The sequence below is a fragment of the Agrobacterium sp. MS2 genome, from assembly GCF_003261015.1.
GTDB lineage: Bacteria > Pseudomonadota > Alphaproteobacteria > Rhizobiales > Rhizobiaceae > Agrobacterium > Agrobacterium pusense.
Window position 1 is genome coordinate 495,368 of record NZ_QLNF01000012.1, and the last position, 17,892, is coordinate 513,259.

The 17,892-nt window shown below is 59.9% G+C and carries 17 protein-coding genes; 9 read left to right on the plus strand and 8 right to left on the minus strand.

Going from position 1 to position 17,892, the window contains the following annotated elements; all coding sequences use genetic code 11:
• Nucleotides 1-172: 172 nt before the first annotated feature.
• Entirely contained in the window at nucleotides 173-436 is a 264-nt protein-coding gene (locus tag DOU54_RS27945; RefSeq protein WP_004441746.1) for a hypothetical protein, read from the minus strand.
• Between the two features lie 131 nt (nucleotides 437-567).
• On the opposite strand from DOU54_RS27945, the gene DOU54_RS07215 reads away from it, so the two are divergent.
• The 3 genes from DOU54_RS07215 (at nucleotide 568) to DOU54_RS07225 (ending at nucleotide 3,263) form a co-directional block, all read left to right on the plus strand.
• On the plus strand, nucleotides 568-1,287 hold the full coding sequence (locus tag DOU54_RS07215) for a hypothetical protein (protein ID WP_113380620.1): 720 nt from the start codon (nucleotides 568-570) through the stop codon (nucleotides 1,285-1,287).
• A 139-nt stretch (nucleotides 1,288-1,426) separates the two neighbouring features.
• Nucleotides 1,427-2,920, plus strand: a complete 1,494-nt coding sequence (locus tag DOU54_RS07220; protein ID WP_081093392.1) for a D-alanyl-D-alanine carboxypeptidase — start codon at nucleotides 1,427-1,429, stop codon at nucleotides 2,918-2,920.
• A gap of 82 nt (nucleotides 2,921-3,002) precedes the next feature.
• A complete protein-coding gene (locus DOU54_RS07225) occupies nucleotides 3,003-3,263 on the plus strand; it encodes a hypothetical protein (RefSeq protein ID WP_004441743.1) in 261 nt (86 codons plus the stop codon).
• Nucleotides 3,264-3,355: 92 nt separating this feature from the next.
• On the opposite strand, the gene gyrA is transcribed toward DOU54_RS07225, so the two are convergent.
• Complete coding sequence (gene gyrA, locus DOU54_RS07230) at nucleotides 3,356-6,148, minus strand: DNA gyrase subunit A (protein ID WP_113380621.1); 2,793 nt, start codon at nucleotides 6,146-6,148, stop codon at nucleotides 3,356-3,358.
• Between the two features lie 216 nt (nucleotides 6,149-6,364).
• Here gyrA and DOU54_RS07235 point away from each other — a divergent pair, with 216 nt between their 5' ends.
• Together DOU54_RS07235 and DOU54_RS07240 are read left to right on the plus strand one after the other, a co-directional pair.
• The gene (locus tag DOU54_RS07235; protein WP_035208833.1) at nucleotides 6,365-6,994 is read left to right on the plus strand and encodes a MarC family protein; all 630 of its coding nucleotides are present in this window, start codon (nucleotides 6,365-6,367) and stop codon (nucleotides 6,992-6,994) included.
• Between the two features lie 127 nt (nucleotides 6,995-7,121).
• The gene (locus DOU54_RS07240) at nucleotides 7,122-8,270 is read left to right on the plus strand and encodes a CBS domain-containing protein (RefSeq protein WP_113380622.1); all 1,149 of its coding nucleotides are present in this window, start codon (nucleotides 7,122-7,124) and stop codon (nucleotides 8,268-8,270) included.
• Nucleotides 8,271-8,322: 52 nt separating this feature from the next.
• Here the strand turns inward: DOU54_RS07240 and DOU54_RS07245 are convergent, their stop codons facing one another.
• Together DOU54_RS07245 and DOU54_RS07250 are read right to left on the minus strand one after the other, a co-directional pair.
• Complete coding sequence (locus tag DOU54_RS07245) at nucleotides 8,323-8,586, minus strand: hypothetical protein (RefSeq protein ID WP_234882499.1); 264 nt, start codon at nucleotides 8,584-8,586, stop codon at nucleotides 8,323-8,325.
• Between the two features lie 33 nt (nucleotides 8,587-8,619).
• The gene (locus DOU54_RS07250; RefSeq protein ID WP_048902810.1) at nucleotides 8,620-9,198 is read right to left on the minus strand and encodes a single-stranded DNA-binding protein; all 579 of its coding nucleotides are present in this window, start codon (nucleotides 9,196-9,198) and stop codon (nucleotides 8,620-8,622) included.
• A gap of 265 nt (nucleotides 9,199-9,463) precedes the next feature.
• On the opposite strand from DOU54_RS07250, the gene uvrA reads away from it, so the two are divergent.
• Together uvrA and DOU54_RS07260 are read left to right on the plus strand one after the other, a co-directional pair.
• Nucleotides 9,464-12,385 (plus strand): excinuclease ABC subunit UvrA, encoded by a 2,922-nt coding sequence (gene uvrA, locus DOU54_RS07255; RefSeq protein ID WP_004441722.1) that lies wholly within the window; start codon nucleotides 9,464-9,466, stop codon nucleotides 12,383-12,385.
• Between the two features lie 56 nt (nucleotides 12,386-12,441).
• Nucleotides 12,442-13,242, plus strand: coding sequence for a DUF72 domain-containing protein (locus DOU54_RS07260; RefSeq protein ID WP_113380623.1), 801 nt, complete (start codon nucleotides 12,442-12,444; stop codon nucleotides 13,240-13,242).
• Between the two features lie 6 nt (nucleotides 13,243-13,248).
• Here the strand turns inward: DOU54_RS07260 and dusA are convergent, their stop codons facing one another.
• Nucleotides 13,249-14,259 (minus strand): tRNA dihydrouridine(20/20a) synthase DusA, encoded by a 1,011-nt coding sequence (gene dusA, locus DOU54_RS07265; RefSeq protein WP_113380624.1) that lies wholly within the window; start codon nucleotides 14,257-14,259, stop codon nucleotides 13,249-13,251.
• Between the two features lie 137 nt (nucleotides 14,260-14,396).
• On the opposite strand from dusA, the gene DOU54_RS07270 reads away from it, so the two are divergent.
• Together DOU54_RS07270 and DOU54_RS07275 are read left to right on the plus strand one after the other, a co-directional pair.
• Entirely contained in the window at nucleotides 14,397-15,086 is a 690-nt protein-coding gene (locus DOU54_RS07270; protein WP_006697530.1) for a fumarylacetoacetate hydrolase family protein, read from the plus strand.
• 27 nt (nucleotides 15,087-15,113) lie between these two features.
• Complete coding sequence (locus tag DOU54_RS07275) at nucleotides 15,114-15,647, plus strand: gamma carbonic anhydrase family protein (RefSeq protein ID WP_004441707.1); 534 nt, start codon at nucleotides 15,114-15,116, stop codon at nucleotides 15,645-15,647.
• A gap of 39 nt (nucleotides 15,648-15,686) precedes the next feature.
• On the opposite strand, the gene zur is transcribed toward DOU54_RS07275, so the two are convergent.
• From zur to znuC, 3 genes are read right to left on the minus strand one after another with little or no spacing between them, the layout of a single operon-like run.
• Entirely contained in the window at nucleotides 15,687-16,100 is a 414-nt protein-coding gene (gene zur / locus DOU54_RS07280) for a zinc uptake transcriptional repressor Zur (protein ID WP_004441705.1), read from the minus strand.
• Nucleotides 16,097-16,915: a zinc ABC transporter permease subunit ZnuB gene (gene znuB / locus DOU54_RS07285; RefSeq protein WP_004441703.1), complete on the minus strand. Its 819-nt coding sequence runs from the start codon at nucleotides 16,913-16,915 to the stop codon at nucleotides 16,097-16,099. Before znuB ends, zur begins: the two co-directional genes overlap by 4 nt.
• Complete coding sequence (znuC, locus tag DOU54_RS07290; protein ID WP_113380625.1) at nucleotides 16,908-17,855, minus strand: zinc ABC transporter ATP-binding protein ZnuC; 948 nt, start codon at nucleotides 17,853-17,855, stop codon at nucleotides 16,908-16,910. The genes znuB and znuC overlap by 8 nt, the downstream gene beginning before the upstream one ends.
• Between the last annotated feature and the right edge of the window lie 37 nt (nucleotides 17,856-17,892).

Here is a 17,892-nt window from a genome sequence, read left to right on the forward strand (position 1 = left end):
GCAGCGCCGGCGGCAAGGTATCGGACAACTCGGCGATGATTTCGTTGGCGCGGTTATAGGAATAGATCGCGCAGAGCGTGAGCACCAGCAGAACGATCCAGGGCCAGATTGGTTTGCGCCTTTGCGACGCTCCGTTGGGCTGTTGCGGTAAAGTCATGCCGGCACCTTCCGTTCAGGCCTTGACGCGCGGCTCGCCTCCCGGCGCATAGGCGGTTTTCTGCAGGAAGCGGAATATGTTGCCGCATTGGGCGCAGCGGATCATGAAGTCGGTTGGGTCGCCCGAAGGGCGTTCTGCGCGAAATCCCCGGGGCATTTCGTCAATGCGGAAATCAACGTCCCGGCGGGTTTTGTCATCCGACTCGGACGCCTCGGCAAAACCCTGATGGCCACATTTGGAACATTCGAGTTTCCGGGAATATCTGTCACGCGCTGCCATATGCCGTCCTTTGCTTGCGCTTATCAGGTAGCAGCGGCAAAACATCATTTCAATGGCGATCGCCGCGGGTTAAAGCTTTGCCTGTTATTTCCGCGCCGAAAACCCGGCGGACAGAGCGAGTTTGAAAGCTCATGCATAGCGACACAGGCTTCCTTTCCTCTTCCCTCATAAGACGCGTCATCGTCATATGCGGAGCCCTTGCCGCCCTTCTCACTGCGCTCAATTTCGGCATGAAATGGTATGGCGACAGAATTATTCAGGCGGGACACACCACGTCGACCGACGAAGTGGAGATGACCATCGGCAACGACCGGCTGAAACTGGCAAAAAACACCCTTCGGAATCCGTCTGATCGTGACAGTGGTGCACATGAGCGCGCCGACCTCTACCTCACCTGGCCCGACCTTGCGGGGTATCGAGATTCGAATCGTGCCCTTTTCGACGATCCGAAAAATGCAGTCGGGCTGATTTTCGTTCAGCTGTCGCAAAGCACCATGTCGCAGGACATGTCAGGACGTTTCGAGCCGATTTATACCAGACTTATAGAAGGTGAGCCGACGCCCCTGAAGCACGGTCTGCTGCTCCATCGGCTGCGCGCTGATTCCGGTTATGGCAAGGAAGTCATATTGACCGGCCGACGCGACGGCGAAAGCGTCTATGTGGTGCGCTGCCTGCTGCCGCAGACGCCTCAGGAAACAGCGGGTAGCGATTGTCAGAGAGATATCCACGTCGGCCAGGACCTGAGCCTGTTCTACCGATTCTCGGCCAACCTGCTGCCGCAATGGCAGGCGCTAGACGCAGCCGTGACAGCCTATGTCGAGAAACGCCTCGTAAAAGACGAAAACCCGTGACACGGCACGAGACAGATCGCGTGTGAAAAGTCGCATTTTATGGAAGGCGGATACCTTTCATAAACCACTTGGTAACGCCATCCCGATAAAGTTTCTACCCGGAGCATTCGGGCGGGGCGTGTCCGAGCGGAACATAAATATGCGATTAAAGAGTTCAGCAGTGTTGAAAAGTCTATCTTGGGCACATTCGCGCAAAGCGGGTACAGGGTCTTTTGTAAGGTTTGTGGCGTTGACACTTGCGGCGGCGTTCATAACCGCAACATCCGTCCAGACCGCAAAGGCCGATCCGAAATATGCGGGCATCGTCATCGATGCGAAGACCGGCAAGGTGCTTTACGGCGAGGATCCCGACGGGCTGCGTTACCCGGCTTCGCTCACAAAGATGATGACGCTTTATCTGACGTTCGAAGCCCTCAGTGCCGGACGTATCTCTCTTGATTCCAAGGTGCCGGTTTCGGCGAATGCAGCCAAGGAGCCGCCGTCCAAACTCGGTGTGCGCGCTGGCGGCAGCATTACGGTCGAGCAGGCGATCCTTGCTCTCGTTACCCGGTCGGCCAACGACATGGCGACGGCGCTCGGTGAATATCTCGGCGGCTCAGAAGACCGTTTCGCCAGAATGATGACCGCAAAGGCCCGTGCCCTGGGCATGACGCGCACGACCTACCGCAATGCCAACGGGCTGCCCAATACAGCCCAGATGACCACGGCGCGCGACCAAGCCCGCCTCGGCATCGCGCTTCGCCAGCATTTTCCGCAATATTACGGTTACTTCTCCACCCGCACCTTTAATTTCGGCAAGCAGGTAATCGGCAATCACAATCGCCTCGTCGGAACCGTGAAGGGCGTCGACGGTATCAAGACCGGTTACACGCGTGCAGCCGGCAGCAATCTTGCCACCTCCGCGCAGCTCGACGGGCGCTCCATTGTCGCCGTCGTCCTCGGCGGTCGCTCCAGCGCCGCCCGTGACGCCACCATGCGCAAACTGGTTGCAACCTATCTGCCGCAGGCGTCGCGTGGCGGCAACAGCAACCTGATTGCACAGACGCGTTCCGCCCCGGTCGAAGAGCCGGTCGCTGTGGCCGCCGCCGTTCCCTCTGTCGCCGTCGCCGCGACGGATGCCGGCCTGCCCAATGCCGGACCCGTTCCGCAGACGCGTTACGAGGAAGCGCCGGTTACCGCCTTTGCTGGCTCCTCTTCCAATGCAGCCGTCAAGGCAATGGAAGCGGCTACCTGGCAGAAGGGTAAAGACCCCATCCGTCAGGCGCCGTCCGCGCCCGATCGCAAGCTGATAACCAATTCCACCAAGGTCGATAATATCGTCACGGCTTCCACCTCGGCTTCCGCAGCCTCCGCCCCTTCCGTTGCGGCAAGGTCTGACGCGCCGCAGGGCGGCTGGGTCATCCAGATTGGCGCATCGCCGGACGAAAATTCCGCGCGCGGCCTGCTGCAGAGCGCCCAGGAAAAAGGTGGTGCGGCGCTTCGTTCAGCCAAGCCCTTCACGGTGGCCTACAGCAAGGATGGCTCCCAGATATACCGCGCCCGTTTCGGCGGCTTCGATGGCCAGAACGCCGCGGTGAATGCATGCAATGCATTGAAAAAGAAAGGCGTCAGCTGCTGGGCATCCCTTCAGTGAAGACGTTCCCGCAGGCGGTGCTCTCTGTTTCGAACATCGCCTGTCTCCTCGAATTGTGTAATGAGTAGCGAGGCTTTCCAAGATGGCAGTCAACGAGAATTATTCGGACATTGCGTCTGGCAACGGGCATGGCAGCCTGTCGGTTCTGCATCCCATTCATGAGGCGGCGATGCGTATCGCCGATCTCGGTCTCAACCGTTCCAAGGCAAAAACGCGTGATCTCGTCGCGTTGCTGCTCTCGCATGGCGCCCGTGCCTGGCGCGCCAACCAGCCGGAAGCCAGCATTCACCTGCACGTCGCCCGTCGGTCGGGGCGCTCACCGGTTCATATACGTATTCGCTAACAGACCGCACCAGACGGAAACCCAAAGAAAAACCCCGCGGCGCACAGGCACCGCGGGGTTTTTGTTGATCCTGATGTGAAAAACGAGGCGGCTTACGCCTCGCTTTCCGGTGCCTCCGGCGTGGTCGGCAGATTGTCATCCGCCTCCTCGCCATTGCCATTTTCAGCCTCGTCGTCGCCTTCAGGCTCGTTGATGCGCTCCACGGAAACCACCTTCTCATCCTTCGCAGTCGAGAAGATTGTCACACCCTTGGTCGCGCGGCTGGCGATGCGGATGCCGTTGACAGGCACGCGGATGAGCTGTCCGCCATCGGATACCAGCATGATCTGGTCGCCTTCTTCCACCGGGAAGGCCGCAACAAGTTCACCGATCTCCGACGTCTTCGCGGTATCGGTGGCGCGGATGCCCTTGCCGCCGCGGCCTGAAGTGCGGAAATCGTAAGACGATGAACGCTTGCCGAAGCCCTTCACGGAAACCGTCAGCACGAATTCTTCGCGCGCCTTCAGTTCCTGGTAGCGCTCCTCATTGAGTTCGCCCTCTTCCGTTACTTCCTCACCGACGAGCGCGATATCGTCCTCATCCACGCCTGCGGCACGCCGTTCGGCAGCCGAGCGCTTGAGGTAAGCCGCACGCTCCCACGGCTCCGCTTCCACATGGCCCACAATGGTCATGGAGATGATGCGGTCGCCTTCGGCCAGGTTGATGCCGCGCACGCCGACGGAATTGCGGCCGGCAAAGACGCGTACATCGTCCACGGGGAAGCGGATGCACTGGCCGAGCGCGGTCGTCAGCAGCACATCGTCGCGGTCCGTACAGGTTTCGACGGAGAGGATTTCATCGCCCTCCTCGTCCAGCTTCATGGCGATCTTGCCGTTGCGGTTGACCTGTACGAAATCGCCGAGCTTGTTGCGGCGAACCGTGCCGCGCGTCGTCGAGAACATCACGTCAAGCGTTTCCCAGGTCGTTTCGTCCTCGGGCAACGGCATGATGGTGGTGATGCGCTCGCCGGGTTCCAGCGGCAACATGTTGATAAGGGCCTTGCCCTTGGACTGCGGCGTGCCGATCGGCAGACGCCAGACCTTTTCCTTGTAGACGATGCCACGCGAGGAGAAGAACAGGACTGGCGTGTGGGTGTTGGCGACGAACAGACGGTTGACGAAATCCTCATCGCGCGTTGCCATGCCGGAGCGACCCTTGCCGCCGCGACGCTGTGCACGATACGTCGTCAGCGGCACGCGCTTGATGTAACCGAGATGCGAAACGGTCACGACCATGTCTTCGCGGGCGATGAGGTCTTCATCGTCCATATCGGGACCGCCTTCGACGATCTCGGAGCGACGCGGCGTGCCGAATTCGTCGCGGACGGCGGAAAGCTCGTCCTTGACGATCTGCATGATGCGGAGGCGCGATGACAGGATTTCCAGATACTCGCTGATCTCAGCGCCGATCTTGTTCAGCTCGTCGCCAATTTCATCCCGGCCGAGCGCCGTAAGGCGCGCAAGACGCAATTCGAGAATGGCGCGGGCCTGTTCCTCGGAAAGGTTGTAAGTCCCGTCTTCGTTGATGCGGTGGCGCGGATCATCGATGAGGCGGATCAGGCTTTCCACATCCTGTGCAGGCCAGCGACGCGTCATCAGTTCTTCTCGGGCCGAAGCCGGATCGGGAGCATGCCGGATGACGCGGATGACCTCATCGATATTGGCGACGGAAATCGCCAGACCGACCAACACATGCGCCCGCTCGCGCGCCTTGCGCAGCAGGTATTTCGTGCGACGGCTGACGACATCTTCGCGGAAGGACACGAAAGCACGCAACATGTCGAGCAGCGTCATCTGCTCGGGCTTGCCGCCGTTCAGCGCCACCATGTTGCAGCCAAACGAGGTCTGCAGCGGTGTGTAGCGGTAAAGCTGGTTCAGGATGACGTCTGCATTGGCGTCGCGCTTCAATTCGATGACGACGCGATAACCCTGGCGGTCGGATTCGTCGCGCAGGTCGGAAATGCCCTCGATGCGCTTTTCCTTGACCAGCTCAGCCATTTTTTCGATCATCGACGCCTTGTTCACCTGATAGGGAACTTCGGTGATGATGATCTGCTCGCGGTCGCCACGCATCGGCTCGATTGTCGCGCGGCCACGCATGATGACCGATCCGCGGCCCGTTTCGTAAGCCGAGCGGATGCCGGAACGGCCCATGATCAGCGCACCGGTCGGGAAATCAGGGCCCGGAATGATCTGCATCAGTTCCGGCAGCTCGATCGCCGGATTATCGATCAGGGCGATACAGCCATCGATAACCTCTGACAGGTTATGCGGCGGGATGTTCGTGGCCATGCCGACCGCGATGCCGCCTGCCCCGTTGACCAGCAGGTTCGGGAACTTGGCCGGAATGACGACCGGCTCCTGCAAGGTGCCGTCATAGTTGTCACGGAAGTCGACCGTTTCCTTGTCGAGATCGTCAAGCAGCGAATGCGCGGCCTTATCCAGACGGCATTCGGTATAACGTTCAGCGGCCGGCGGATCACCGTCGATGGAGCCGAAGTTGCCCTGGCCGTCGATCAGCGGCAGGCGGAGCGACCAGTCCTGCGCCATACGCGCCAGCGCGTCATAGATTGCCGAGTTGCCGTGCGGATGGAATTTACCCATCACGTCCCCGGTTACGCGGGCGCATTTAACGTATTTCTTGTTCCAGTCGATGCCGAGTTCGGACATGCCGTACAGAATACGGCGATGAACCGGCTTCAGGCCGTCTCGCACATCGGGAAGCGCGCGGGACACGATAACGCTCATGGCGTAATCGAGATACGACCGCTGCATTTCCTCCATGATGGAAATCGGTTCAATGCCTGGCGGAAGCTTTCCGCCGCCGGGGGGGCTCTGGTCAGTCAAAACGGATCACATTCTCTGTTAAGAATCGGATGGATTTTTATAGCGGAAACAGCCACGTTAAGCCAATTTCCCGGCGAGTTTTGAACAGGCTTTTGCGTCATTTGCAAGACGAACGCCGCTTTTCACGATTTAGCTGCCCAAATGCGTGGCGCTCTCTTTCAAAGTGCCCGCGACTTGCGTAGGCTCCGGCCTAAAAACAAAACCAACGGGGAAAGAATGGCCAGCAGCGAAACGCTCATCAATGCGCTTACCACACTTCTGGTCACACTCGATCCGCCTGGGCTTGCGCCCGTCTTTCTGGCGCTGACTGCCGGAATGACCCGTGACCAGCGCAGCCAGGTGGCGTTGCGCGGCTCCATCATCGCTTTCGGTATCCTTGCCGTCTTTGCCCTCTTCGGCCTCGCAATCCTCAATCTGCTCGGAATTTCGCTGGGCGCCTTCCGCATCGCCGGCGGCCTTCTCCTGTTCTGGATCGCCTTTGAAATGATTTTCGAAAAGCGCCAGGAGCGCAAGGAAAAGACCTCGGAAATCGCCATTACCAAGGACCATCTCCACAATCTCGCGGTCTTCCCGCTGGCCCTGCCGTTGATTGCCGGGCCGGGTGCTATTTCCGCCACCGTTCTGCTTGCCGGCTCAATGAAGACCACGGTCGAGATGGTGGTGCTCATCCTTATCCTCGCTTTCGCGATGGCTCTCGTTTACGCGGCCTTGATCGTCTCGGAACGGATGGACCGCTTTCTCGGCAATACCGGCCGCGCCATCCTTACCCGGCTTCTCGGCGTGCTGCTGGCTGCACTGTCGGTGCAATTCGTGGTCGACGGGATCAAATCCGCATTCGCTTTCTGAGCCGTTCCTGCGCGACACCAACGCAATAAATTCCTGCCACCGCTGAAATGCCGGAAAATCCTCCCTTAAAATCAGCTGGCGCTTCGGCTAAAAGACGCGTGTCATTTCGGATTCGAAAGTTATCTCCATGCGTTCCACGCTGCGCCGCATCATTCCCGATGCCGCACCCGTCAGCAACAGGGAAAGGCTCCGCTCCGCCACAGGCGCCTTCGTCGGCATACTGCTGACTGGCACTCTCGCCAGTTTCGCTCTTCGTTTCGATCCCACGCTGCCCGCCATGATCGCGCCAATGGGGGCTTCGGCCGTCCTGTTGTTCGCCGTACCCTCCAGCCCGCTGGCGCAGCCCTGGTCGATCCTGTGCGGGAATTTCGTCTCGGCTTTTGTCGGGGTGACGGTGGCGCTGCTGGTTCCGGATCCGTTCCTCGCAAGCGCGCTCGCCATCAGCCTGGCCATCGCCGCCATGATGGCGCTGCGCTGCCTGCATCCGCCGAGCGGTGCGGTGGCGCTGACGGCCGTTCTGGGCGGCCCTGCCATACATGGCCTCGGCTATGGTTTCCTGCTATGGCCGGTCGCCGGAAATTCGCTGATCCTTCTTGCCCTGGCCGTCGCTTACAACAATGCCACCGGCCGCGCCTATCCACACGGTCTGAAGCTTGGCAAGGCCGCGCACGGGACAGCCGATCCGACACCCATTCAGAAAATCGGCTTTTCCTCCACCGATCTCGACGACGTGCTGAAGGAATATGACGAGTTCATCGATATCGACCGCGACGCGCTGGAAACCATCCTGCGGAAGACAGAGTTGCGCTCCTACCGGCGTCGCGCGCTGCATCTCGATTGCGAAAGTGTCATGTCCCGGGATGTGGTCGGCGTCGCCCCTGATGACAGCCTGCGCCACGCGCATGCCCTGATGCAAAGCCATCATTTCAAGGCGTTGCCCGTCACCAATGACAGCGCCGAAATCGTCGGCATCGTCACCCAGACAGACTTTCTGGAAAAGGCGAGCTGGAGAAACGGTCGTCCCTCGATCGGTTTCCTGCAGCGACTGCGCCTCATCCTGTCAGGCGCAAGTGCCCCCAACGATACGGTCAAGGACATCATGACATCGCCCGTTAAAACCGTGCGGCCGGAAACCCCAATCGAGGAAGCAATCATCCGCTTTGCGGAGGAAGGATTGCATTATCTGCCTGTCATCGACGCCAGGGGTAAGATGGTCGGCATCGTCTCGCAATCCGATGTCATGGTGGCGATGCTGGCCGACAAGGTCGCGGCATAGACTGCCCCGGGCGTCGAAGTGTTCTTCTCTTAAAAAACGGCAAAGCCCGATGTCAGCGTCTCGCCTTCAAAAGGCGCTGCCACAGTGTGCCACCGAAGAACCGCCCGAGCACCACAAAATAGGCAATGATCAGCACGAAGGCGATAAAGGCGGGCGCACCGTTGAGGGCAAAACCTTCGGGCGTTCGCCCTCCCGCTACCGTCGCGACCAGAAATCCGGCGGCGAAAAACGCCGTCCAGAAGTCGAGAAAAAAAGCGAGGATGATGCGCCAGGTGGCGGGCTGTTTTGGCTGCAGGGTTTCGTCAGTCAAGCTCACCTCCTGTCACACGTTTCTTCGTCCCCGGTCCGATCAGAACGGGATATCGTCATCCATGTCGTTGGAGAATCCGCCCGAAGGCTGGTTGCCACCACGGGAAGAACCGCCGCGCGAGGAGGACTGCTGGTCGTAACCGCCGCCATAGCTGGAGCCGCCGCCGCTGCCATAATCATTACCGCCGCCGAAGTCGCCGCCGCCGCTGCGGCCGCCGCCCTCACCGCGACCATCGAGCATGGTCAGCGTGGAGTTGAAGCCCTGCAGCACGATTTCGGTGGAGTAACGGTCGTTACCGGTCTGGTCCTGCCATTTGCGGGTCTGCAACTGGCCTTCGATATAGAGCTTGGCGCCCTTCTTCACATATTGCTCGACGACCTTGCACAGGCCTTCGTTAAAGACGACGACCGTGTGCCACTCGGTCTTTTCCTTGCGCTCGCCGCTGTTGCGGTCCCGCCAGGTCTCCGAGGTGGCGATGCGCAGGTTGGCGATGGGTCGGCCATCCTGCGTCCGGCGGATTTCGGGATCAGCGCCCACGTTTCCGATCAGAATTACCTTGTTTACGCTACCAGCCATCTCGTCATCCTGTCCGCCGGCCATCATGACCGGCAATTGCATTTCAAAAAATTCGGCACACAATAGCTGCCGCCGCCCGCAAAGGGCACCGCAAGCATGGAACTATCCACAAAGAATAATCTTAAGCTGTGGGGGGCAGACATTCGCGCTTGCAATTCGTTCCTTTTTTGTTCTATTGAATTGCAGATTTCGAGTCAAGCATCGTGAAAAGCTGCGACCGATAGGGAATAGACCTCGACACGTCCGGCTGCGTCACTACATAAGGACGCGCCGCCATCCAGCCTGTTATTTTTGTCCGAGCCTTGTCATGAGTGAACTGAAGACGATTTCCATCCGTGGTGCCCGTGAACACAATCTCAAGGGTATCGATCTCGATCTGCCACGCAACAAGCTGATCGTCATGACCGGGCTTTCCGGCTCAGGCAAGTCGTCGCTCGCCTTCGATACGATCTACGCCGAAGGCCAGCGCCGTTATGTCGAAAGCCTCTCGGCCTATGCGCGCCAGTTCCTGGAAATGATGCAGAAGCCGGATGTCGACCAGATCGAGGGCCTGTCGCCGGCAATCTCCATCGAACAGAAGACCACCTCGCGCAACCCGCGCTCCACGGTCGGCACGGTCACCGAGATTTACGACTATATGCGCCTTCTCTTCGCGCGTGTCGGTGTCCCCTATTCGCCGGCCACGGGCCTGCCGATTGAAAGCCAGACGGTCAGCCAGATGGTCGACCGCATCCTCGCTTTCGAGGAGGGCACGCGTCTTTACATCCTCGCGCCGATCGTGCGCGGCCGCAAAGGCGAGTACAAGAAAGAACTTGCCGAGCTGATGAAGAAGGGCTTCCAGCGTGTAAAAGTGGACGGCCAGTTCTACGAGATCGCCGACGTTCCGGCCCTCGACAAGAAGTACAAACACGACATTGACGTGGTGGTTGACCGCGCCGTCGTGCGCCCGGATATGGCCGCGCGTCTTGCCGACAGTCTTGAGACCTGCCTCAAGCTTGCCGACGGGCTGGCAATTGCCGAATTTGCCGACAGGCCCCTGCCGCCCGAAGAGACAGCCGCCGGTGGTTCCGCCAACAAGTCTCTCAACGAGACCCATGAGCGGGTGCTGTTTTCGGAAAAATTCGCCTGCCCCGTTTCCGGCTTCACCATTCCGGAAATCGAACCGCGTCTGTTCTCCTTCAACAACCCCTTCGGCGCCTGCCCCAGCTGCGATGGCCTTGGCTCGCAGCAGAAGGTGGATGAGAACCTGATCGTGCCGGAGCCGGCCCGCACCCTGCGTGACGGGGCCATTGCTCCCTGGGCAAAATCATCGTCGCCCTATTACAACCAGACGCTGGAAGCGCTCGGCAAAGCCTTCGGATTCAAGCTTTCGAGCAAGTGGTCCGATCTTTCGAAGGAGGCGCAGCACGCCATTCTTCAGGGCACTGACGACAAGATCGAGTTCAACTACCAGGACGGTGCCCGCTCCTACAAGACAGTCAAGAACTTCGAAGGCATCGTGCCCAATCTGGAGCGGCGCTGGAAAGAGACAGACAGCGCCTGGGCGCGCGAGGAAATCGAGCGCTATATGTCGGCAGCCCCCTGCCCGGCCTGCGCCGGTTACCGCCTGAAGCCGGAGGCGCTGGCGGTCAAGATCAACAAGCTGCATATCGGTGAAGTCACCGAAATGTCGATCCGGACGGCGCGCGACTGGTTCGAGGTGCTGCCGGAAAGCCTGAACGCGAAGCAGAATGAAATTGCCGTCCGTATTCTCAAGGAAATCCGCGAACGCCTGCGATTCCTCAACGATGTAGGGCTGGATTATCTCAGCCTGTCGCGCAATTCGGGCACGCTGTCGGGCGGGGAGAGCCAGCGTATCCGTCTGGCCTCGCAGATCGGCTCTGGCCTCACCGGCGTTCTCTACGTTCTCGATGAGCCCTCGATCGGCCTGCACCAGCGCGACAATGCGCGCCTGCTGGATACGCTGAAACATCTGCGCGATATCGGCAACACCGTCATCGTGGTCGAACATGATGAGGACGCCATTCTGACGGCGGATTATGTGGTCGATATCGGCCCGGCGGCCGGTATTCACGGCGGCCAGGTGATTGCCGAAGGATCCCCGCAGGAAGTGATGGCCAATCCGAAATCGCTGACCGGCAAATATCTCTCCGGTGAACTCGGTGTTGCCGTGCCGGCTGAGCGCCGCAAACCGAAGAAGGGCCGCGAGATCAAGGTTTTTGGCGCACGCGGCAACAACCTGAAGAATGTCACGGCCGCTGTGCCGCTCGGTGTTTTCACGGCCGTAACCGGGGTTTCGGGTGGCGGCAAATCCACCTTCCTGATCGAGACGCTGTATAAATCGGCGGCGCGCAGGGTCATGGGCGCGCGTGAAATCCCGGCCGAGCACGACCGCATCGATGGTTTCGAATTCATCGACAAGGTGATCGATATCGACCAGTCGCCGATCGGACGCACGCCGCGTTCCAACCCGGCCACCTATACCGGCGCCTTTACGCCGATCCGTGACTGGTTCGCCGGCCTGCCGGAAGCCAAGGCTCGTGGTTACGCGCCCGGCCGCTTCTCCTTCAACGTCAAGGGTGGCCGCTGCGAGGCCTGCCAGGGCGACGGGGTGATCAAGATCGAGATGCACTTCCTGCCTGACGTCTACGTCACCTGCGACGTCTGCCACGGCAAGCGTTATAACCGCGAGACGCTGGACGTCACCTTCAAGGGCAAATCCATCGCCGACGTGCTGGATATGACGGTTGAGGAAGGCGTCGAATTTTTCGCCGCCGTTCCCGCCGTGCGCGACAAGCTGCAATCGCTCTTCGATGTCGGCCTCGGTTACATCAAGGTCGGACAGCAGGCCAATACGCTTTCAGGCGGCGAGGCGCAGCGCGTCAAGCTCGCCAAGGAACTGTCGAAGCGCTCGACGGGCCGCACGCTCTATATTCTCGACGAGCCGACGACGGGCCTGCATTTCCACGACGTCAACAAGCTGCTCGAAATGCTGCATGCGCTGGTGGAACAGGGCAATTCCGTGGTGGTGATCGAGCATAATCTCGAAGTCATCAAGACGGCGGACTGGATCATCGATATCGGGCCTGAAGGCGGCACGGGCGGCGGCGAAGTGGTGGCCACGGGCACGCCGGAAGACATCGTCAAGGTGGAGCGTTCCTATACCGGCCACTTCCTGAAGGAGCTTCTGGAGCGCCGGCCGGCCGGAAAACGGGAGGCTGCGGAGTAAGCCGCAGCTTTCGTCGCAAAGGTTCGAAAGGCCGAAGGCCGGAGGAGGAACTAGATATGTCGACATCAGGCACGATCCGCACCGGTATCGGCGGCTGGACCTTCGAGCCCTGGGAAGGCACTTTTTATCCCGAAAAACTGCCGAAAAAACGCCAGCTGGAACACGCCAGCCGGCAGCTCACGGCAATCGAGGTGAACGGCACCTATTACAGCAGCCAGAAACCGGAGACCTTTGCGAAATGGGCATCCGAAGTGCCCGAGGATTTCGTGTTTTCGCTAAAGGCAAGCCGCTTTGTCACCAACCGCAGGGTTCTGGCCGAGGCAGGTGAGTCGATGACGAAGTTCCTGACGCAGGGGTTGACGGAACTCGGGTCCCATCTCGGTCCCATCCTCTGGCAGTTTGCGCCCACGAAAAAATTCGACGCGGAGGATTTCTGTGCATTTCTGGCGCTGCTGCCCGAAAAGCAGGACGGGCTCACTCTTCGCCATGTCGTGGAGGTGCGCAACCCGACATTTCAGGTTCCGGAATTCATCGAACTTCTTGCCAGGCACAAGGTCGCCGTCGTCTGCGCTGACCATCACGATTATCCGATGCTGCCTGACGTAACGGCCGATTTCGTTTATTGCCGCCTGCAGAAGGGCGAGGACGACATCGAGACCTGCTATCCGAAAAAAGAGATCACGCACTGGGCTGAGCGGGTAAAGACCTATGCGAGGGGCGGTGTGCCGGACGATCTGCCGCTGATCGCGCCGGATCGGAAGGTTAAGAAGACCCCGCGCGATGTTTTCGCTTTCTTCATTACCGGCGGCAAGGTCAATGCGCCTAATGGTGCGCAGGAACTGCAAAAGGCGGTCTGAGCGCTTTCAGCCCGCCATGTCTTTCGTGGTGCTGACATCGATGCTGGCGAAAGCGGCCTCGATGACCTCCGGCCCTGCCCCGGGCCTCGTGGCATCGCTGGAGAGGATTTGCCGGAAACGGCGCGCGCCGGGCATGCCCTGAAACAGTCCGACCATATGGCGGGTGACGTGGTTGAGACGTCCGCCCGCGGCGATATAATCGGCGGCATAGGCCATCATCGCGTCACGCAGCGCCATCCAGTCCGGGTGGCGGGCCTCCTCGCCATAGATGCGATGGTCGACGTCGACAAGGATGGAGGTGTTGTGATAGGCGGCGCGGCCGAGCATCACGCCATCCATATGCTGGAGATGTCCGCTCGCCTGATCGAGATCGGCGATGCCGCCGTTGATGCCGATAAAGACGTCAGGATTTTCCCGCTTCATGCGATAGACGAGGTCATAATCGAGCGGCGGCACTTCGCGGTTTTCCTTTGGCGAAAGCCCCTGCAGCCAGGCTTTGCGCGCGTGAACCCAGACCGCGTCCGCGCCCGCCGCAACAACCCTCTTCAGAAAATCAGGCAGAACCGCTTCCGGCTCCTGCTCATCCACCCCGATCCGGCATTTCACGGTAACCGGCACACTGGCGGCAGCCTTCATTGCGGCCACACATTGCGCCACCACATCAGGCTCGCGCATCAGGCAAGCGCCGAAGGTGCCGGATTGCACCCGATCCGAGGGACAGCCAACATTCAGATTGATTTCATCATAACCGTAGTCCCCGGCGATCCGCACCGCTTCGGCAAGCTTGGCCGGATCAGACCCGCCGAGCTGCAACGCCACGGGGTGTTCCTGAGGGTGATAACCGAGCAGCCTGTCACGCTGGCCATGGATGATGGCGTCGGCAACGATCATTTCGGTGTAAAGCAGCGCACGCTTCGACAATTGCCGGTGCAGAAACCTGCACCTCGTATCGGTCCAGTCGATCATGGGGGCCACGGCGAAGATTTTTTCGCCGCTTGCAAGCGCTTGTCTGTACATGGATTAACCTCTTTGCGCCGGCTTCTACAGCAAAGGACCGTAAAAAGCCAGTTTTGCAGGCGAGGCAATTTTGAACTGGAAATCGCGCCGGAATCGCGGGACAAGAATTGCACCCTAAAAGACGACAGGAAATCCACATGGCCGCTACCGTCATCCCCGCCCCGAAGCCCGTTCTCCTGCCCGTCGAAGGCACGAGCGATCTGTTCCCTGTACGGCGGGTCTATTGTGTCGGCCGCAATTATGCCGATCACGCCATTGAGATGGGCCACGACCCCTCGCGCGAGCCGCCCTTCTATTTTCAGAAGAACCCGGACAACCTGCTGCCCGCAGGACAGGATTTTCCCTATCCGTCGCTCTCATCGAATGTGCATTACGAAGTTGAGTGCGTCGTGGTGCTGAAAAGCGGCGGAGCGGATATTCCGACGTCGGAAGCGCTGAACCATGTCTGGGGTTACGCCGTCGGTATCGACATGACACGCCGCGACCTGCAGGACGGGCTGAAGAAGATGGGACGTTCCTGGGAGGGCGCGAAGGCCTTCGAATATTCCGCGCCGGTGTCCCCCATCGTCCCAGCGGACAGGATCGGGCATCCCGCAACCGGCGCGATCTGGCTCGACGTCAATGGCGAACGCAAGCAGACGGGCGATCTCGCCCAGATGATCTGGAAGGTGCCGGAAGTGATTGCCGAGCTTTCCAAGCTGTTCACCCTTGCCGCTGGCGACGTCATCATGACCGGCACGCCGGCTGGCGTTGGTCCAATCGTTCGCGGTGACCGCATAGAATGCGGCGTCGAGGGTGTCGGCACACTGTCGGTGACGGTCGTCTGACGCACGAACATAAGGGAGGACATCGACATGCCGCTTTACCGCCTTGCCGACCGTGTGCCGCAAACGCCTGCAGCGGATCGCTACTGGATCGCTCCCGACGCCAATGTCATTGGCTCAGTCACGCTCGGCGAAGACGTCGGCATTTGGTTCGGTGCAACGCTGCGTGGAGACAATGAGCCGATCATCGTCGGGCGCGGCACCAATATTCAGGAAGGCGTGATGGTTCACAGCGATCCCGGCTTTGCCGCAACGATCGGCGAAATGTGCACCATTGGCCACCACGCTATCGTGCATGGCTGTACCATCGGCGATAATTCGTTGATCGGCATGGGCGCGACGATCCTGAACGGCGCAAAGATCGGCCGAAACTGCCTCGTCGGCGCCAATGCTCTAGTGACGGAGGGGAAGGAATTTCCGGATAATTCCCTGATCGTCGGCTCGCCCGCGCGCGCTATCCGCACGCTTGATGACGACGCCGTGGCGGGGATTCGCCGCTCAGCGAAAAAATACGTCGAAAACTGGAAGCGTTTCTCGCAGGATCTGGCGGTCATCGAAAGGTGATCGGGAGCGGGCAACAATACCCATTCCATCCATCGTCCGTCAGGCCGAGCAGGCGGCGCAAAGACCGCGGATTTCGATGGTGGTCTTTTCCGCTTTGAACTTGCTGTCCTTCACCCAGCGCTCCAGCCGGTGATCGATCTCGTGATCGTGGAATTCCGTGACCTGCCCGCAGGACTCGCAGATGGCGAAGGCGACGGTGCCATGGTGACTGGAGCAGCACTCCGCCTGGGTATGGGTGCAGGCGACGAAGGCGTTAAGGCTCTCCAGCCGGTGCACAAGGCCATATTCCACCAGTTTTTCCAGCGCCCGATAGACCTGCAGCGGCGCGCGGAAACCATCATCGCGCAACTTGTCGAGGATCATATAGGCGCTGAGCGGCTGATGCGCGTTTGAAAGGGCGTTCATGACCAGCGACTGGTTCTTGGTGAGGTTCTGCTGGGTCTGCGCATTCATGACTTGCCTCCTTCATCCGCGGAGCGGGACAAACCCGGCGCCGGCAACAGGCTTATAACGAAGAGGATCACCGCGGCAACCACGATGGATGGACCGGACGGTGTATCATAGGTGAGCGATCCGAAGAGGCCGCCAACAACGGCAACCGCACCGATCAGCGAAGCCACCACCGCCATTACCTCCGGTGTAGCGGAGAAACGTCTGGCGGTCGCAGCCGGTATGATGAGCAGCGATGTGATGAGCATGATACCGACCACCTTCATCGCGATGGCGATCACCAGCGCCATCAGCAACGTGAAGATCAATTTCGCCCGTTCCGGTTTCAGCCCCTCGGCTTCCGCCAGCTCCGTATTGACGGTGGAGGCAAGCAGCGATCGCCACAGGAACACCATGGAGACGATGACAACCAGTCCGCCGCCCCAGATCAGTGCAATATCGCTGCGGGTGACGGCGAGAATGTCGCCGAACAGGAACGAGACGAGATCGATGCGGACCCAGCTCATGAAGGCAACGATGACAAGGCCGATCGCCAATGCGGAGTGGGACAGGATGCCCAGCAGCGCATCGGCGGACAGCGCCTGCCGCCGTTGCAGGAAAATCAAAAGGAGCGACACGGCCGACGCGACCAGAAACACGCTGACAATGAGGTTCAGCTGCAGCAGCAGAGACAGGGCAACACCCAGAAGCGCCGAATGGGCCATGGTATCGCCAAAATAGGCCATGCGCCGCCAGACGACAAAGCAGCCAAGCGGACCGGCTGTCAATGCAACCCCAATGCCGGCGACCATGGCGCGGACGAAGAAATCGTCAAACATGGCGTTCTCCCTGCCGCTGGTTAAGGTGGGCGTCGTCGTCACGTTCATGGCCGCAGCCGCATTCTCCATGATCATCGTGGCGGTGGCCGTGGTCATGATGGTCATGCCCGTGGTCATGATGAAGATCATGCCCGTGATGGTGACCATCCTCGGGGTGGCAATGGTCCGTCACCGTGCCATCCGCATGTTGCACCCGGCCGTCCGGCAAATGGGTGTGATCATGATGGTGACTGTAGACGGCCAGCCCCTTCGCCGCCGCGCCGCCGAACAGGCGCATATATTCCGGACTCTGGCTCACCGCCTGCGGTGTGCCGCGGCAGCAGACATGGCCGTTGAGGCATATCACCGTATCGGTTTCCGCCATCACTACATGCAGATCATGCGAGATTAACAGAATTCCGCAATTATTTGAATTCCTGATATTTTTTATCAGATCATAAAGCGCGATCTCGCCGGAGAAGTCCACCCCCTGCACGGGTTCGTCAAGAACCAGAAGGTCGGGCTTGCGGGCAATGGCGCGGGCAAGAAGCGCGCGTTGGAACTCGCCACCGGACAGATGCTGCACCTCGGCATTGGCAAGATGCGCGATACCGGTCGCATTCAGAGCGGCGTCTATTTCGCGGGCAGCGAGCGGTCCTGTCAGTGTCATCAGTCGGCGCACCGAAAGCGGCATTGTCCAGTCGACCGAAAGCTTCTGCGGCACATAGCCCACTTTCAGACCAGCCTTGCGGGTAACCACCCCCTCGGTTGGTTTGACGACACCAATCGCCATTTTCGCGCTCGTGGACTTGCCTGATCCGTTCGGCCCGATCAGTGTGACGATCTCGCCCTTGCTGACGGAAAACTCCACGCCGCGCACCAGCCAGCGGCCGTTGCGCTGGACGCCGGCATTGGCAAGGGAGACCAGTATCTCGTTACCCGAATGGGCGGAATGAAGCATGGGATTGTCCGTTTGGCGATGTTGCTTACCGCTATCG

What these genes read in the sequence shown, in the direction of transcription:
- DOU54_RS27945 (WP_004441746.1), bottom strand. Translation starts at nt 436, where the DNA reads ATGGCAGCGCGTGACAGATATTCCCGGAAACTCGAATGTTCCAAATGT.
- DOU54_RS07215 (WP_113380620.1), top strand. Translation starts at nt 568, where the DNA reads ATGCATAGCGACACAGGCTTCCTTTCCTCTTCCCTCATAAGACGCGTC.
- DOU54_RS07220 (WP_081093392.1), top strand. Translation starts at nt 1,427, where the DNA reads ATGCGATTAAAGAGTTCAGCAGTGTTGAAAAGTCTATCTTGGGCACAT.
- DOU54_RS07225 (WP_004441743.1), top strand. Translation starts at nt 3,003, where the DNA reads ATGGCAGTCAACGAGAATTATTCGGACATTGCGTCTGGCAACGGGCAT.
- DOU54_RS07235 (WP_035208833.1), top strand. Translation starts at nt 6,365, where the DNA reads ATGGCCAGCAGCGAAACGCTCATCAATGCGCTTACCACACTTCTGGTC.
- DOU54_RS07240 (WP_113380622.1), top strand. Translation starts at nt 7,122, where the DNA reads ATGCGTTCCACGCTGCGCCGCATCATTCCCGATGCCGCACCCGTCAGC.
- DOU54_RS07250 (WP_048902810.1), bottom strand. Translation starts at nt 9,198, where the DNA reads ATGCAATTGCCGGTCATGATGGCCGGCGGACAGGATGACGAGATGGCT.
- uvrA (WP_004441722.1), top strand. Translation starts at nt 9,464, where the DNA reads ATGAGTGAACTGAAGACGATTTCCATCCGTGGTGCCCGTGAACACAAT.
- DOU54_RS07260 (WP_113380623.1), top strand. Translation starts at nt 12,442, where the DNA reads ATGTCGACATCAGGCACGATCCGCACCGGTATCGGCGGCTGGACCTTC.
- dusA (WP_113380624.1), bottom strand. Translation starts at nt 14,259, where the DNA reads ATGTACAGACAAGCGCTTGCAAGCGGCGAAAAAATCTTCGCCGTGGCC.
- DOU54_RS07270 (WP_006697530.1), top strand. Translation starts at nt 14,397, where the DNA reads ATGGCCGCTACCGTCATCCCCGCCCCGAAGCCCGTTCTCCTGCCCGTC.
- DOU54_RS07275 (WP_004441707.1), top strand. Translation starts at nt 15,114, where the DNA reads ATGCCGCTTTACCGCCTTGCCGACCGTGTGCCGCAAACGCCTGCAGCG.
- zur (WP_004441705.1), bottom strand. Translation starts at nt 16,100, where the DNA reads ATGAATGCGCAGACCCAGCAGAACCTCACCAAGAACCAGTCGCTGGTC.
- znuB (WP_004441703.1), bottom strand. Translation starts at nt 16,915, where the DNA reads ATGTTTGACGATTTCTTCGTCCGCGCCATGGTCGCCGGCATTGGGGTT.
- znuC (WP_113380625.1), bottom strand. Translation starts at nt 17,855, where the DNA reads ATGCTTCATTCCGCCCATTCGGGTAACGAGATACTGGTCTCCCTTGCC.